The 15695-nt window shown below is 63.8% G+C and carries 12 protein-coding genes; 7 read left to right on the top strand and 5 right to left on the bottom strand.

What is annotated here, in order from left to right:
- Window positions 1-30: 30 nt before the first annotated feature.
- Both AC1PPK_RS16120 and AC1PPK_RS16125 read left to right on the top strand, forming a co-directional pair.
- Window positions 31-1443 carry an MBL fold metallo-hydrolase RNA specificity domain-containing protein gene (locus AC1PPK_RS16120; RefSeq protein ID WP_481114040.1) on the top strand — a complete coding sequence of 471 codons (1413 nt, stop codon included), beginning with the start codon at window positions 31-33 and terminating at the stop codon, window positions 1441-1443.
- A gap of 101 nt (window positions 1444-1544) precedes the next feature.
- Entirely contained in the window at window positions 1545-1754 is a 210-nt protein-coding gene (locus tag AC1PPK_RS16125; protein ID WP_481114041.1) for a DUF3079 domain-containing protein, read from the top strand.
- An 81-nt stretch (window positions 1755-1835) separates the two neighbouring features.
- Here the strand turns inward: AC1PPK_RS16125 and AC1PPK_RS16130 are convergent, their stop codons facing one another.
- A complete protein-coding gene (locus AC1PPK_RS16130; protein ID WP_481114042.1) occupies window positions 1836-5813 on the bottom strand; it encodes a PAS domain S-box protein in 3978 nt (1325 codons plus the stop codon).
- Between the two features lie 55 nt (window positions 5814-5868).
- The gene (locus AC1PPK_RS16135; protein ID WP_481114043.1) at window positions 5869-7197 is read right to left on the bottom strand and encodes a hemolysin family protein; all 1329 of its coding nucleotides are present in this window, start codon (window positions 7195-7197) and stop codon (window positions 5869-5871) included.
- Between the two features lie 186 nt (window positions 7198-7383).
- Between AC1PPK_RS16135 and AC1PPK_RS16140 the strand changes: the two genes are divergently transcribed.
- From AC1PPK_RS16140 to AC1PPK_RS16150, 3 genes are read left to right on the top strand one after another with little or no spacing between them, the layout of a single operon-like run.
- Complete coding sequence (locus tag AC1PPK_RS16140; RefSeq protein WP_481114044.1) at window positions 7384-8067, top strand: heavy metal response regulator transcription factor; 684 nt, start codon at window positions 7384-7386, stop codon at window positions 8065-8067.
- A complete protein-coding gene (locus AC1PPK_RS16145; RefSeq protein WP_481114045.1) occupies window positions 8064-9557 on the top strand; it encodes a heavy metal sensor histidine kinase in 1494 nt (497 codons plus the stop codon). Before AC1PPK_RS16140 ends, AC1PPK_RS16145 begins: the two co-directional genes overlap by 4 nt.
- Window positions 9558-9586: 29 nt before the next feature.
- Window positions 9587-9868, top strand: a complete 282-nt coding sequence (locus tag AC1PPK_RS16150; RefSeq protein ID WP_481114046.1) for a hypothetical protein — start codon at window positions 9587-9589, stop codon at window positions 9866-9868.
- A 170-nt stretch (window positions 9869-10038) separates the two neighbouring features.
- Here the strand turns inward: AC1PPK_RS16150 and AC1PPK_RS16155 are convergent, their stop codons facing one another.
- Genes AC1PPK_RS16155 through AC1PPK_RS16165 form a run of 3 tightly spaced genes read right to left on the bottom strand, consistent with a single transcriptional unit; the run spans window position 10039 to window position 11924 of the window.
- Window positions 10039-10455, bottom strand: coding sequence for an ExbD/TolR family protein (locus AC1PPK_RS16155; protein ID WP_481114047.1), 417 nt, complete (start codon window positions 10453-10455; stop codon window positions 10039-10041).
- Window positions 10452-11180 carry a MotA/TolQ/ExbB proton channel family protein gene (locus tag AC1PPK_RS16160; protein ID WP_481114048.1) on the bottom strand — a complete coding sequence of 243 codons (729 nt, stop codon included), beginning with the start codon at window positions 11178-11180 and terminating at the stop codon, window positions 10452-10454. The genes AC1PPK_RS16155 and AC1PPK_RS16160 overlap by 4 nt, the downstream gene beginning before the upstream one ends.
- Window positions 11181-11192: 12 nt before the next feature.
- Window positions 11193-11924 (bottom strand): energy transducer TonB, encoded by a 732-nt coding sequence (locus AC1PPK_RS16165; protein WP_481114049.1) that lies wholly within the window; start codon window positions 11922-11924, stop codon window positions 11193-11195.
- A gap of 337 nt (window positions 11925-12261) precedes the next feature.
- Between AC1PPK_RS16165 and AC1PPK_RS16170 the strand changes: the two genes are divergently transcribed.
- Window positions 12262-14733 (top strand): TonB-dependent receptor, encoded by a 2472-nt coding sequence (locus tag AC1PPK_RS16170; protein WP_481114050.1) that lies wholly within the window; start codon window positions 12262-12264, stop codon window positions 14731-14733.
- Between the two features lie 281 nt (window positions 14734-15014).
- Window positions 15015-15653: a response regulator transcription factor gene (locus tag AC1PPK_RS16175; protein ID WP_481114051.1), complete on the top strand. Its 639-nt coding sequence runs from the start codon at window positions 15015-15017 to the stop codon at window positions 15651-15653.
- The last annotated feature ends 42 nt before the right edge of the window (window positions 15654-15695 follow it).

The following is a 15695-nucleotide window of genomic DNA, read 5'->3' on the forward strand; positions in this document are numbered from 1 at the left end:
CATGCTGAACGCGAAAGGAGGCGGTCAAAAATGCGTATCAGCTTCTTTGGTGCGGCCGGTGAAGTGACCGGCTCGTGCACCTTGGTGGAAACCGGCGACGTACGTTTCCTTGTCGATTGCGGCATGTTCCAGGGCGGTGGCGAAGCTCGGCTGAAGAATCAGCGCGCGCTGGATTTCGGCTTTGATGTCCGCAAGATCGACTTCGTGCTGTTGACCCATGCCCATATCGACCACTCCGGGCTATTGCCGCGCCTGGCCGTGCTGGGCTTCCGCGGACCGATCTACGCGACACCGGCGACCATAGACCTGCTCGAAGTGTTGCTGCTCGACAGCGCCCATATCCAGGAAAAGGAATCCGAGTGGCAGCTGCGTCACCAGCGACGCAGCGGCAAGAACGGGCGGGGCGTGCATCCGCCGCTGTATACGGTGGCTCAGGCCCAGACGACGCTGCCGCTTCTGCGGCCGGCGGCTTACGGCAAGCCCATCCGGCCGGCCGAAAGCGTGCAGGTGTGTTTCCACGATGCGGGCCATATTCTCGGTTCGGCCTGGCTGGAAGTGACGGTTGGAGGAGAAGGTAAGCCGCGCAAGCTGGTGTTCTCGGGCGATCTGGGCATGCGCGACCGGCCGGTCTTGAATGACCCGGAGCCCGTCGTGCCGGCCGCCGATGTGCTGCTCATCGAATCGACCTACGGTGATCGCCTGCACCGGCCCCTGCAGGAAACGGAAGACGAGATCGTTGCTGCCTTCGGCAGGACCCACGCCTGCCATGGCAACCTGATCATCCCGTCTTTTGCCGTCGGGCGTACCCAGGAGATCATCTACATTCTGGCGGATCTGGTACGCCGGGAACGGTTGCCGCCACAAAAGGTGTATGTGGATTCGCCGATGGCCAACGAGGCCACCCGCATTACGCTGGCCCATCCCGCGTTGCTCGACGATGAGACCCACGAGCTGACCGCCTGGCTGCGGGAGCACCCGGACAGAATGAAGGTGGAGTTCATCGCGGACGTCGAGGCGTCCCGCGCCCTCAACGAAGTCCGCAGCGGTGCGGTGATCATCTCTGCCAGCGGCATGTGCGAGGCAGGTCGTATCAAGTACCACCTGCGCGAGAACCTGCCGCGCAGCGAGTGCAGTGTGCTGATCGCCGGCTTCCAGGCCGCGGGAACCCTGGGGCGACGATTGGTGGACGGAGCACGGCTGGTACATATCTTTGGCGAAGCGGTGCCTGTGCGGGCGCGCATCTACACCGTGGGTGGTCTCTCGGCCCATGCGGACCAGGCCGGGCTCATCGACTGGCTCAAAGGCTTCCATGCGCCGCCGCGCCACACCTTCGTGGTTCATGGCGAAGCCGATGCGGCAGCCCACTTTGCCGAGGCGATCGGGGTACGGCTGGGGTGGCGCGATGTACATGTGGCGCAGCAAGGGGAAAGCGTGAACCTGTGAGTGGAGGAGAGTGCGGTGCCATCGCTCGTCTTCTTGCCCAGGATCAAAGTCAGGAGGAAATAGCTGAGTAAACTGCTCAACAATATGTGTGAGGAGCAGTGATGGCAAAGAAATTTCCGCTGCACCCGGCCCATCCGGAGCGCATCTGCTGGGGCTGCGACAAGTACTGCCCGGCGGATTCCTTGGCCTGCGGCAACGGATCGGGGCGTACCCTGCACCCGGCCGAGATGCTCGGTGACGACTGGTATTGCCATGGGGACTGGGGGTTCGGCCTGTCCGACGACGACGCCTCCGTCAAGAAGGCTGACTAGCAAACGCGTCCCCGCTTCCTTGCTATATGTGCAGCGTCGTTTCGCCTGTGTGGGAGATCGTCGCTGGGGATGGCCTCAGGGCTATTCGGTGAGGGCCTGCAGTAGATCGAGCGCGGGTTTGAAACGCAGGCCTTCCACCGCTGTCGCGATGGGGTCGATCGCGGCAGCGCCGAAACGCGCCACCAATCCGGCATGCAGGGCTTCGAACTCGCCGAGTGCAGCGAAGTCGTTGCTCCGGAGGGCGGCCATCAGGTGGGACAGGGTTTCGTCAGTAATCGGTGCGACGTTGTCAGCGGCTGCCGTCGCGGGGGACGATGACAGCCAGGGCTTGGCTGCGCGGAATAGCTGCGTCAGGGCTGCGTCAAGCTGAAGCAGGTCGGCCTCGCCAGCCGCTGCATCGCCGCCTTCGTAAACGGTTTCGAGCCGCGCGGCGAACTTCGCGACCGCCATGGCCGACAGATTGCCAGCACCGCCGCGCAGCTTGTGCATGCGCTGCCGTGCCGTATCGAGATCATGGTGCGCGAGCATCGTGCGGATTTCGTCGACGACATTGGAGAACTCGTCGCGCAGTCGCGTCAATGCAGACAGGAACAGCGCGCGGTCCCCGAGCAGGCGTCGGCTGACCGAAGCGGTATCGATGCCGTCGATGTCCGGGAATGCGTCTGTCACTCCCCGTTGTGCTTGGGGCACAGCGGCTGAGCCGGCCCTGATTGCATGACTCGCCCAGCGATGGGCGGTGGCGACCAGAGTGTCGAGTTCGAAGGGCTTGGTGAGAAAGTCGTTCATGCCAGCGTGCATGGCGCGCTCCCGCTGACTCGGCAAGGCGCCGGCAGTCAGTGCGATGATGGGAATTGTGGCCAGTGCGGGCACGGACCGGATCGCCTGCGTCGCGTCGATGCCGTTCAGCTCGGGCATCTGCACGTCCATGAGGACCAGATCGAAGGCATCCGGTGCTGCCGTGAGCTTGGCGATGGCAGCCCGGCCGCTTTCCGCCACCATGCAATTGGCACCTTCCAGTTCGAGCAGACGGCGTGCGATGTCCAGGTTCACGGGGCTGTCGTCCACGACCAGGACCCGCAGGCCGGCGAGCCGGGGGCCTTCGTGGTCGGCGAGCTTGGTCGGCAGTTCCTGAACCGCAGTGCCGTCCACTTCGAAGGGCACTGTGAACCAGAACTCACTCCCTTCGCCCAGTTGGCTGTCCACTCCGATGTGCCCACCCATCAGGCCTACCAGCTTCTGGCAGATGGCCAGCCCCAGGCCCGTACCGCCGTAGCGACGCTGGGTCGATTCATCGGCCTGCACGAAGGCGTCGAAGACCCGATCCCGTTGCTCGGGGGCAAGGCCGATGCCGGTATCGCGAACCGCGAATCGCAGGGTGATCCAGCCCGCCTCCTCGGTGAGCGCCTGTACGGACACCGCCACGTGGCCTGCCGACGTGAATTTGAGCGCATTACCGGTAAGGTTGTAGAGCACCTGGCTGACCCGCTGGGCGTCGCCGATCAGTGTGGAGGCGACTTCCGGCAGGGGCGCCCACTCCAACGCAATGCCCTTGGCGGCCGCCACCGGTGAGAGCACGTCCACCAGGTTGCTGACCACATTGTGGAGGACGAAGGGGCTGTGCTCCAGCTCGAAGTGACCGGCTTCGATCTTCGACAGATCGAGCACATCGTTGATCTGCTCCAGCAGTCCACGTCCGGCGGTGCGCAGATTGCGGACCAGATGGCGTTGGTCGTCGTTGAGGATGCCGCGCTCAAGGATCTGCACGGTACCCAGAATGGCATTGAGCGGCGTGCGGATCTCGTGGCTCATGGTGGCCAGAAAGGCGCTCTTGGCGGCGCTGGCTTGCTCGGCTGTCTCCTTGGCGGCCTGCAGCTCCCGCTGGCGCTCGAACAGCTCCGCGGTGCGCGCCTCGACCTCCCGTGCCAGATCCTGGTTGTAGTTGATCAGGCGTTGCCGGCTGGCCTCCAGTGCCGTTTCGGCGGCCCTGCGGGCCGTGATGTCCTCGATGGCGCCGGTCACATAGCTGACGGCGCCGTTGGCGTCGAGGACAGTGGATGCGGTGATGTGTACCCAGGCGATCTGTCCATCCTTGCGGATGAAGCGCTTCTCTGCGTCGTAGAGATGTCCGCCAGCCAGCAGGCGGGCGATCCGTTCGCGGTCTGCCGGCAGGTCGCCTGGATGGGTGATGTCCATGGGCCCCATGCCGTTGAGCAGTTCATCCCGGCTGTAGCCGGTAATCTGGCAATAGCGTTCGTTCACATCCAGATAGCGGCCACGGGCGTCGAGCTGGCCGGCTCCGACCGCCATGTTCTCGAAGAAACTGCGGAATCGCGCTTCGCTCTCCCGCAACTCCTCTTCATGCTGTCTCCGTTCCGTGACGTCGAGTACGACACCGCTGATGCGAAGCGGGGCGTGCCCCAGTTCCTCTCGCGATGCGTGGCCGAAAGCCGCCAGCCAGTGCAGCGAACCGTCGGGCCACACGACGCGGTACTCGCAGCGGTAGACCGTGCCGTTCGAGATGGCGTCGCCCAGGGCTGCTTGCATGATCTCCCGGTCCCCGGGATGAATGCGGCGGACGAAATCTTCCAGCGGTATGCTGCTGCGGGGCTCGATGCCGAACAGCTCCAGACAGCGAGCTGAAGCGACCACCATGTTGGTCTCTATTTCCAGGCTCCAGGTGCCGAGGTCGGCGCCGGCAATAGCCAGCGTCAGTGCGTTATCCCGTTCGACGACCAGTTCTTCAAGCTGCGCGCGGTGTTCGCGCAGCGCAGCCTGGCTGGCCTGTCGGCGGGTGTTCTCGCGCCATAGCATCAAAAAAATGGCGAGTAGGGTGAAGATGCCGAAGATGCCCCCTCGGACCAGGGTCGTGAGGGCATGGCCGGCGGTCTGCTCCTTGGTTTCCTGGCGTTGCCGGAGCAGGCGTTTTTCTTCGTCCAGGATGTCGCTGACAGCCAGCCGGATGTCGTCCATGTGGCCTTCGCGCCAGAAATCCCGGAGAGATGCCTGGCCGGCTTCGGTACCCAGTTTCTGGCGCTGGGCGATGGTGAGGTCCATGCCCGCCAGCTTTTCTGTGAGCGGGATTTCCAGTTCCTGCAGCCGCCGTTGCTGGGCTGGATTGTCGGCGGTGAGGCGCCGCACCTCGTTGAGGTGAGCGCGCAGGTCGGCAAGCGCGGCCCGGTGTGCCGTCAGGAAATGCTCGTCGCCGATGCCTGTATATCCTCGCTCGGCCGATTCTGCGGCGAGCAGGCTGGCCATGAACTGCTCCACCTCTAACATAACCTGCCAGGTGTGGTTTTCAAGGCGGTCGGCTTCGTCAACGCTGCGCAGGCGGTCGGTGACGATCCCGCCGACGATCAACAGTGCTGCAATGGCAGTGGCTACCGCAATCCGCGACAGCCAGCCGAAGCCGCCGGAGGGAAGGCGGTGAAGAACGATGCCGAGGGCCAGCAGCACGGAGCCAAGCGCCGTGTGTCCTGCCATGTTGCTGTACGGCCCGAGGCGATAGAAGGATTCGACATCGAAGAGATAGCCGAACACCGTCGTCAGTCCGAGGAAGCCCGCCAGCCCGGCGGCGTAGCGGCACAGGCGGTCGCCCAGCGGACTGCGGCTGGCCGCCAGGGCCAGGCCGCTCAGGGTGAGGCACATCGCCGATGCGGCAGACATCCGTCCTGACGTTTCACCGGTACCGCGACGGAAATCGATGAGCAGGTTGTCCAGCCCCAGGTCGAGCGTGAAGATCTCCTGGGCACCCAGGGCCAGCCCGAGCAGTGCCAACACGAGACCCATTCCGCGGGCGAGCTGCTGCGTGCCGGGGCGGGTAACGCAGAACAGGGCGACCCCAGCCAATATGAAACCCGCTGCGGTGTTGGCCTTCATCGATGCCAGCCCGGGGCTCAGCGAGCGCACTGTGGGGATATCCGCATACCAACCGGCGAGAACCACGATGCCGAGGAGTGTGACGCATCCGGCAAGAATGCGGATGACGCGTGCGAGCCGGCGTGCGTCGACTGGCTCGACGAAACCGGTCAGTGATGCGTGTTGGCTTGCAGTCTGTTGCATCGGCTCGCCCTGACGGAAGAGAACCTTATCTGGCGTACCGCCTTCCGGTTGATCCTCAGACGGCGGAGCGTTCAGCCGTATCGACCCGTTTCACGGAGGGCGACAGCAACACCTTGTCCACTCGGTTACGGTCCATGTCCATGACCTCGAAACGCCAGCCGGCGGCTTCGAAATGATCGGTTGGTGCAGGCACCCGGCCCAGCGCGTACATCAGGAAGCCTCCCAGCGTGTGGAAGGAACGTTCTTCCTCGCCCGGCAGATCGTCGGCGATGTCGAGCCCGGATTTCAGGCGCTCGATGCCCACGTCGCCGTCCACCAGCCAGGAACCGTCTTCCCGTTGCAGCATATCCCTGTCCTCCGGCGCGTCCGGCACCGACAGTTCGCCTACGATTGCAGCCAGCACGTCGGTGAGGGTAACCAGGCCCTGCACGTCGCCGTATTCGTCAATGATGAGTGCAAATTGCAGTTTTGCCCGCCGGAAACTCTCGAGCAACTGGGTCGTGGTGACCGATTCGGGCACGAACAGCGGCGGATGCAGCACGGATTCCACATCCGCCACCGAAATCCCATGGCCTGGCAACGCCTTCTTCAGCAGATCTCCGGTCTGCAGTACGCCGACTACGTGCTCCAGGCCACCGCGACACACCACCAGGCGGGAGAACTCGGTATCGACGATGCTCTGGCGGATCGCGACTTCGTCTTCCTCCAGGTCGATGAGCGACATGTCCCGGCGCGGCGTCATGATCGACGAGATGCGCTGTTCGTCCAGCCGGAGCACGTTGGAGACGATCTCCTGCTCGCTTTCGTGAAAGACCCCGGCTTCGGCGCCTTGTTCCATCAACACCTTGATTTCATCGTCGGTGACCGGTGGCTCCTCCTTGCGGCGGGCGCCGACGATGCGCAGGATGGCCGAACAGGAGCCGGACAAGATCACCACCAGCGGGTGGGTGAGGCGGGCCAACAGCATCATCGGGCGGGCGATGAGTGACGCGATGCCTTCCGGCGCCAGCAGGGCCAGGCGCTTGGGTACCAGTTCGCCGACAACGACGGAGAAATAGGTTAAGCCGATCACCGTGATGGTCAGCGCGATCCCCTTGGCGTAAGGGGCGAGGAGGGGGGCGCCAGCGAGCATTTCGGCCAGCGGATCGGCAACCGCGGCTTCGCCAATCGCACCGTTGAGAATGCCGACCAGCGTGATGCCGACCTGGATGGCGGACAGGAAGCTGGACGGCTCTTGGTGCAGGGCCAGCGCGGCCTGGGCCCCCAGGCTGCCGTCGTCGGCAAGGTTTTGCAGTCGCGCCTTGCGGGACGAGAGCACGGCGATTTCGGACATGGCGAAAACGCCGTTGAGAAGAATGAGCAGCAGGACGAGGACTAAATCCATCAGGTAAGCCGCCCTGCGGGATTGCAGGCAGCTTGTGTGTTGGGACGGCCTGCATTCTAGCGGGATGGCCCGCGGTTTGGGCCGTCCTGGTGCTGAGTGCGCAGGCGGGCAGGCGCCGCGCGTGACTGAATTCTCTGTAACCTACGCATCGTTGGATGCATGGCACGGACCAAGGCTGCAAGAAGGATGAAGATACTGATCGTCGAAGACGAGGCGAAGACCGGGAACTACCTCCGGCAAGGGCTGGCCGAGGCGGGTTTTTCCGTCGATCTCGTGCGGGATGGCATGGACGGCGTGCATGCCGGCCTGACCGAGGACTATGACCTGATCGTGCTGGATGTGATGCTGCCCGGCCTCGACGGCTGGCACGTGCTGCAGACCCTGCGTCGGGCCGGCAAGGAGATGCCGGTGCTGTTCCTGACCGCGCGGGACAGCGTGGACGACCGGGTCAAGGGCCTCGAACTTGGCGCCGACGACTACCTGGTCAAGCCCTTCGCCTTTTCCGAATTGCTGGCCCGCGTGCGGACGTTGTTGCGGCGGGGTGTCCGCAGCAAGGAGGCCGATGTGCTGCAGGTGGCCGATCTGGAGCTGGACTTGCTGCGCCGCCGGGTTTCCCGTGCCGGTCGGCGCATCGATCTGACCGCCAAGGAGTTTATGCTGCTCGAACTGCTGCTGCGCCGCCGCGGCGAGGTCCTGCCCCGTTCCCTGATCGCTTCCCAGGTGTGGGACATGAACTTCGACAGCGACACCAATGTGATCGAGGTGGCTGTGCGCCGCCTGCGCGCCAAGATCGATGACGATTTCGAACCCAAGCTGATCCGCACCGTGCGCGGTATGGGTTATGTACTGGAAGAACAGGAGGCGCAGTGATCCGCCGCCATTCCCTGACCTTCCGCCTGACACTGCTGTTTGCACTGGCGTCCACCGCGGTGCTGCTGGTGCTGGGTTTCATCGTCAAGGCTTCCGTCGAGCAGCATTTCCAGGAGCAGGACATGACGCTGCTGGAAGGCAAGCTGGAGTTGATCCGCCATGCGCTGGAGAGGGTACATAGCCCGGACGACCTGGATACGTTGGTGCAGCAGATGGACGATGCGCTGATTGGCCACCATGGGCTGGCGGTGGCACTGACCGGTACCGACGGTCGCACCCTCTTTGCAACCCGCGACAGCCCCTTCCCGCAAGCGCTGCTGGAACGGGTCGGCAAGCCGGATGCCGGCCGCCCTTTTGTGTGGGAGACGGCGGACGGGGTGCCGTTCCGCGGTATCGTCAGTACGTTGCCCAGCTGTATCGAAGGCGCACCGCCGGCAGTCGTCGCTGTGGCTACGGATATTTCCCATCACCGTCATTTCATGGATGGCTTCCTGCACAGCCTGTGGCTGGTGGTTCTTGGTGGCAGCGTTGCTACGGGGCTGCTCGGCTGGGTTGTAGCCCGCCGTGGCTTGGCGCCGCTGCGGGGAATGGGCGCGCTCGCAGCCCAGGTCAGTGCCCGCAGCCTGGACCGGAGACTGTCGGCGGAGGCGGTGCCCGTCGAACTGGCGGAGCTGGCCCGTTCCCTCAATGCCATGCTGGGTCGGCTGGAGGAGTCCTTCCTGCGTCTGTCGGATTTCTCTTCCGACCTGGCCCACGAGCTGCGCACGCCGGTCAGCAACCTGATGACCCAGACTCAGGTAGCCCTGAGCCGGACGCGTACGGCCGATGAGTATCGCGAGGTGCTGGAATCCAACGCCGAGGAATTCGAACGCCTGTCGCGGATGATCGGCGACATGCTTTTCCTGGCCAAGGCGGACAACGGCCTGATAGTGCCGGCCTACGAGACCTTCGAGCTGGCCGACGAGGTTGCGGCGCTGTTCGAGTTCTATGGGCCGGTTGCCGATGAACGGCACGTGGTGCTGCGTCTGCAAGGGCGGGGCACGGCGGGCGGCGATCGTCTGATGCTGCGCCGGGCGGTCGGCAACCTGTTGTCCAACGCCTTGCGTCACACGCCTGAGGGCGGACGTGTCGATGTGAAGATCGACACTGCTCCGGACTGCATGACCCGCCTCTCAGTGGAGAACAGCGGCGAGCCGATTCCAGCCGAACACCTGCCGCGCCTGTTTGACCGCTTCTACCGTGTTCGACGCGTCCCGCCACCACGAGGGCGACGGAGCCGGCCTGGGCCTGGCGATCACCCGCTCCATCATCCAGGCCCATGGCGGAACGATCGGGGCTCGGAGTGTCCCTCGGGGAAATGTCTTCGAGTTCGTTCTCCCCCCGGATTGAGTGGAAGCAAGTGCCTGCCGGGGCCCTTTGCGTACCTTGAAAATTTTTTTGAAATCCTGTCATCCAGCTTGCTGACGTTTGCGTTAAGGGAGTACAGGTGAGCGATCACCGGATTTAACAGGAGAAGTCGATGGGCAGTTATTGCAACGAGTCCTACGCAGAGTTTCTGGATTCCCTCAAGGCCGCGGGCGTCGTGATCCGCAACGAAAGCGAAGTTCGCGAACGTCTGGCAGAGTCCCAGCGCTGGCGTAGTGCCTTCATGACCCTGGCCGCCAATGGTCGTACGATCGGTATCGAGTTTTCGGTGGACAACAACAGCGCACCGACGGCTGTTCAGCGCATCATGGCAGCACATGCTTTCCCGGCCGAAAAGGAAGCTGCGTTCCTCGCTCAGCTCACCGCCGACCGTTAAGCTGTAACGCACCATCCGCACCGCAATAGTCCCGCGGTGCACGGAAAAAGCCTCCTACCCGCGCAAAGCGGGCGGAGGTTTTTTATTGCCTGAAAATCTTGAGTCCAGACAAAAAGGGGGGCGATCTGTTCGCCCCCCTTTTTGCGGGATTGCTGCTTGTACCGACGTCTTCACTGTGCTCCGGGCTCGGTCACGAAGGCGATCTTGCCCAGTCCCAAGCGGCTGGCCGAGGACAACAGCTGGGCGACGTGGTCGTACTCGGCGCGCTTGTCCACCTGCAGATGAAGTTCTGGCTGCGGCTGACGGGTCGAAACGCCTTCGAGGCGGCTCTGCAACTCGTCGGCAGCGACGTTTTCCCCATTCCAGGACAGGCTGCCGTCCGCCTTGATGGACAGGTTGATCTTGTCCGGTTTCACGTCTTCCTGCTGGCTGCTGGCCTTGGGCAGGTCGAGCTTGACCGCGTGGTTGATCACCGGGACGGTGATGATGAAGATGATCAGCAGAACCAGCATTACGTCCACCAGCGGCGTCATGTTGATCTCCGACATCACCTCGCCATCGTCGTCGAACTGGTTGCTGAAACTCATTGCGCTTCCTTCCGGGTCGGCAGGGGATGGATGCTGGCCGGGTTCTTGCGGACCTTGCCGCCGGTCACCAGGAAGGCATGCAGGTCATGGGCGAAGTGCTTGAGGCGGGCCAGGATTTCCTTGTTGCCGCGCACCAGGGCGTTGTAGCCCAGCACGGCAGGAATCGCGACGGCCAGGCCACCGGCCGTCATCACCAAGGATTCACCCACCGGGCCGGCGACCTTGTCGAGGGTGGCTTGGCCGGCGGCGCCGATGCCCATCAGCGCGTGGTAGATGCCCCACACTGTGCCGAACAGGCCGATGAAGGGAGCCGTGGCGCCGACCGAGGCCAGGATGGACAGCCCGCCCTGCATGCGGCCGGTGGAATCGTCGATGGACTGACGCATGGTGCTGGTCAGCCAGTCGTTCAGGTTGAGCACGCCGTGCAGCTCGTTCTGATGCGTGACGTGATGGGCGACAGCTTCGGTGCTGCGGCTGGCCAGGTCGTGGAAGGGGTTCTCGGCGGAGTTCGGGGCCAGTGCGGCCATGCCGGCGTCCATGCTGGTGGCGTGCCAGAACTGTTTGGCGGCGGTGCTCATGCGTCGCAGGCTGATGAGGCTCCAAGCCTTGACGAGGATCACCGACCAGGAGGCCAGGGACATCAGCGCCAGGATGATGGCGACACCGTGGGAGACACTGTCACCCTGGGCCCAGATATGGCCGAAACTGAAAGTGGATTCGTTCATGGGGATTCCTTCTTAGGACGCGGGGTTGAGTGTGAAATCGATGGGCACCTTGACGGTGCCTGCAACCGTCTGGTCGCCCTGGCGGGCAGGCACGAAGCGCCAGCTGCGCAGGACGGTGTCGCGGGCGCTTTCGTCCAGGCGCGTGAAGCCGCTGCTCTTGAAGACGCTGACGTCGGTCGGGCGTCCGTCGGCGCCGACCTGGACCTTCAACAGCACCCGTCCTTCCTCGCCCATGCGGCGGGACAGGCGCGGGTATTCAGGCGCGGGATTCGAGAGATAGGCTGCATCGAAGCGCGGCGGCACGATCGCTACCGGCGCCTCCTTGGCCGGGGCCTGGACGGGCGGCGCCGGAGGAGCCGGCTGCGCAGCGGGCGCCGTGGCTTCGACGGCGTTGGTGGCGGTTGCGGCGGAGGTCAGCGTCGGTTTACTGGGTGCAACGGTCGGCGGGGCAGGGCGCTGCTTGGCAACGGGTTGCTGCGGGCGCGGCTGAGGTGGCGTCGGCTTCGGGGTGTCGGGGGACACGAGGCTGACCGTCATGTACGGCTGCGGCGGCGTGATCGGCGGGGTCGAGCTTTCGAACTGGTAGGCGAACAAGCCCAGCAGTGCCAGGTGCAGAACGACCGCGACGCCGGTGCCCACCATGCTGCGACGCACAGGCAGGGGATTGTCCTGGCGCGAGAGCATCAGGACGGGGGCGGGCAAGGTTTGTTGCGGGTGAGCCGCCAGGGGCATGGCTGCGTTCATGTCAGTCTCCAGTCGGGCTTGCTTCCTGGCTGGCTTGCGACATGCCTGGGGCAGGTAGCTGGCTGGCTGAGAGTTAACGCATTGGTGTACTTCGGATGATCGACGAAATCGCTCGACTCAGAGCCCGAAATGCAAATGCGAACGATTCCTATTATATGGATGCCAAATTCCACCGTCAACGCTTTGTCCATACGGTCTTTGCTGTCTTTTCCCGTGTCATCGGGAATTTTTCCCATGGCGCACAGGACTGCCCTTGCGTAACCTGCGCTCGATCATAAAAAGGGAGACAAGCCTCATCATGCAACACGTCCGTCGTCAGCCAGCTCCATTTGCTTCCGTGGTTCTCCGCCCCCGTCTTCATCCCCTGGCCCTTGCCGTTCTGGCTGCATTTGCTGCCAGTGCTCAGGCCAACGACGACACCGTCGCACCGACCGTCGTAGTGATCGGCCAAACTCCGCTTCCGGGGTTGGAACTGCCGCTCGCCAAGATCGCTGCGCCGGTACAGACCGCCACGGACAAGGACATCGAGAAGCGACGTGCCCTCGATGTGGCTCAGTTCATGAATCGCCAACTCAGTGGCGTGCATGTCAACGAGGTGCAGGGCAATCCCTTTCAGATGGACGTCAACTACAGGGGCTATACCGCGTCGCCGCTGCTCGGAACACCGCAGGGCCTGTCGGTCTATCTCGATGGGGTGCGTATCAATCAGCCCTTCGGGGACGTGGTCAGCTGGGATCTGATCCCAAAGGCGGCAATTGCCTCGATGAACATGATGCCGGGCTCCAACCCGTTGTTCGGCCTCAATACCCTGGGCGGCGCGCTGGCCATCCAGACCAAGGAAGGGCGCACCCATCCCGGTACTTCGGTGCAGGTGACTGCGGGCTCCTACGGCCGTCGCTCGGTTGAGTTCGAACATGGCGGCTTCAACGACAAGGGGCTCGAGTGGTATGTCACAGCCAACCAGTTCCACGAGAACGGTTGGCGTACCAATTCGCCGTCCGACGTCCGCCAGGCGTTCGGCAAGTTCGGCTGGCAGAGCGCCAGGACTGACCTGGATCTGACCGTTTCCTACGCCGACAACCGCCTTACCGGCAACGGCCTGCAGGAGACCCGCTTCCTCGACCAGGATTACAGCAGCGTATATACCCAGCCGGACATCACCAAGAACCGCTCCCTGTTCTTGAACCTGACCGGCAAGCACAGCCTTGACGACACGACACTGCTGTCGGGCAATGTGTATTACCGCAAGATCAACACGTCCACCTACAACGGGGATCTCAACGAAGGCGCGCTGGATCAGTCGATCTACCAGCCCAGCGCATCGGAACGCGCCACGCTGGCCGCCGCCGGCTACTCCGGTTTCCCCACCAGCGGTGCCAACGCCGGCAACACGCCGTTCCCGTACTGGCGTTGCATCGCCAACGCGCTGGTCAATGAAGAACCCAACGAGAAATGCACGGGGCTCATCAACCGGACCCGCAGCGATCAGGAAAACCTGGGTTTCTCGGGGCAGGCCTCCTTCTCGTCCGATGTCCTTGGGCGCCGCAACCTGTTCATCGCCGGTGCCGGCTATGATCAGAGCAACGTGAGCTTCCAGCAGGGCGCCCAGTTCGGTTATGTGAATGCGGACCGTACGATCACGCCGGTCAATGCCTTTGCCGATGGTACGCAGAACTCCGAGGACGCCTTCGACTCCCGCGTGAGCCTGAACGGCCACACCCGCACCTGGAGCCTGTTCGCCACCGACACCCTGTCCATCAACGACTACTGGCACGCGACGGTTTCCGGCCGCTACAACCGGACGACGGTGAAGAACCGGGACAATCTAAATCCCGGTGGTGGTGCCGATTCCCTGGATGGCAATCATGTCTTCGACCGTTTCAATCCTGCGGTGGGGCTGAGCTTTACACCGTCCCGCGCATGGAACGCCTATGCAGGCTACAGCGAGGGCAGCCGCACGCCCACCGCAATCGAACTGGGCTGCGCCAACCCGGACAATCCCTGCAAGCTGCCCAACGCCATGGCGGGCGATCCTCCCCTCAAGCAGGTCGTGACGAAGACCTGGGATGTGGGCATGCGCGGCCAGATTGGCTCTGCGAGCCGCTGGAACGTCGGCCTGTTCCGCTCCGACAACCGCGACGACATCCTGTTCGTCGCCGATCAGCAGGCGGGTTACGGCTACTTCAAGAACTTCGGGCAGACCCGACGGCAGGGCGTGGAGGCCGGCGGCAGCACCCGCATCGGGTCGCTCAGCCTGGCGCTCAACTACACCTACCTGGATGCCACCTATCGCACCGCGGAGACCGTCGGTGCCGCCGGCAACAGCACCAACAGTGCCGGCCCGGGCCTCGAAGGCACTGTGGACATCAAGCCGGGTGACCGCATTCCGCTGATTCCGAAGCACATGGTCAAGGCATCGGTCGATTACGAGTTTGGCGAGGCGCTGTCGCTGGGTATGGACCTGATCGGCGTGTCGGGCTCCTATGCACGCGGCAACGAGAACAATCAACACCAGCCGGATGGGGTTTATTACCTGGGTAGCGGCAAGTCCGGCGGCTACGCGGTCACCAACCTCACCGCCAACTACAAGGTGAATCGCCAGGTGCAGCTGTTCGGGCAGATCAACAATCTGTTCGACCGGGAATACAGCACTGCAGCCCAGCTCGGCGCCACGGGTTTTTCAAGTAGCGGCGGCATCGTTGCCCGGCCTTTCCCAGCGGTTGGCGGCGAGTATCCGCTAGTGAGCTCTACCTTCTTGGCTCCCGGTGCGCCCCGCACCCTGTGGGTCGGCATCCGCTACAGCCTGTAATCGTCAGTTCCGGTTGCGGCAGATGGGTCGTGAAGCGGCCTGTCTGCCGTTTTGCCATGGGTGCGGCGTGGTCTTGCACGTCGGCGCAGGGGAGGGCGCGGGACTCCGCGCTTCGACAAGCCCCCCAAAAGCTGGCAGGATTCGGCCGACTCATGCAGCTGCCGGCAATGCGCTCGTCCGACCGCAACTGCCGTGGCTGTGTCGTAAACCCGGCCGAACTTTCATTGCATGATCTTCGAAGCACCTCCTCTTACCGCCCGGCCCTGCAGGCAGGAAACGCCATGAGCGCACGCCTGCGCGTCGTACTCGCGGATGACCATTCCGTCGTCCGCACCGGCTACAGTCGTCTGCTGGAGCTGGAGCCGGACATGGAGGTCGTCGCCGATTTCGGCGATGCGGATGCTGTCTGCCAGTGGTTTGCCGACCACACGGCCGATGTGCTTGTCCTCGATCTGTCGATGCCCGGCCGCGGCGGCCTGGAAACGCTGGCACGGGTCAAGGCACGCCAGCCCGGGCTTCGGGTGCTGATCTTCTCGATGCATGACAGCGCCTCGATGGTCGGCCAAGCGCTGCGTGCCGGGGCGGACGGCTACCTCACCAAGAGCAGTGAGCCCGATGCGCTCATCGAAGCGGTGCGTCGGGTCTCGCGTGGTGAGCGGGCCCTGTCGCCGGAAATCGCCGACGCGCTATCGTCGGATGCTCAGCATGCTCCACATCTGGCCCTGTCGCCGCGGGAGTTCGAGATCTTCAGGTTGCTGGCCGCCGGACGTACGGTGGAAGAGATCGCGGCCCGGCTCTTCCTGAGCGCCAAGACGGTTGCCAATTACCAGACTGCCATCCGCCAGAAGACCGGGTTGAACACCGCGCTCGACATGTACCGCCACGCCGAGGCCCACAGATTGCTCGGCGACACGGAGTAAGACGGGAAGGGAAGAAGGTTTCAGGCGAAAGGGCCGCTGAGG

It is taken from the genome of Zoogloea sp. JDB1, assembly GCF_056724025.1.

Coding starts and splice junctions, on each gene's coding strand:
- AC1PPK_RS16120 (WP_481114040.1), top strand. CDS start 31: ATGCGTATCAGCTTCTTTGGTGCGGCCGGTGAAGTGACCGGCTCGTGC.
- AC1PPK_RS16125 (WP_481114041.1), top strand. CDS start 1,545: ATGGCAAAGAAATTTCCGCTGCACCCGGCCCATCCGGAGCGCATCTGC.
- AC1PPK_RS16130 (WP_481114042.1), bottom strand. CDS start 5,813: ATGCAACAGACTGCAAGCCAACACGCATCACTGACCGGTTTCGTCGAG.
- AC1PPK_RS16135 (WP_481114043.1), bottom strand. CDS start 7,197: ATGGATTTAGTCCTCGTCCTGCTGCTCATTCTTCTCAACGGCGTTTTC.
- AC1PPK_RS16140 (WP_481114044.1), top strand. CDS start 7,384: ATGAAGATACTGATCGTCGAAGACGAGGCGAAGACCGGGAACTACCTC.
- AC1PPK_RS16150 (WP_481114046.1), top strand. CDS start 9,587: ATGGGCAGTTATTGCAACGAGTCCTACGCAGAGTTTCTGGATTCCCTC.
- AC1PPK_RS16155 (WP_481114047.1), bottom strand. CDS start 10,455: ATGAGTTTCAGCAACCAGTTCGACGACGATGGCGAGGTGATGTCGGAG.
- AC1PPK_RS16160 (WP_481114048.1), bottom strand. CDS start 11,180: ATGAACGAATCCACTTTCAGTTTCGGCCATATCTGGGCCCAGGGTGAC.
- AC1PPK_RS16165 (WP_481114049.1), bottom strand. CDS start 11,924: ATGAACGCAGCCATGCCCCTGGCGGCTCACCCGCAACAAACCTTGCCC.
- AC1PPK_RS16175 (WP_481114051.1), top strand. CDS start 15,015: ATGAGCGCACGCCTGCGCGTCGTACTCGCGGATGACCATTCCGTCGTC.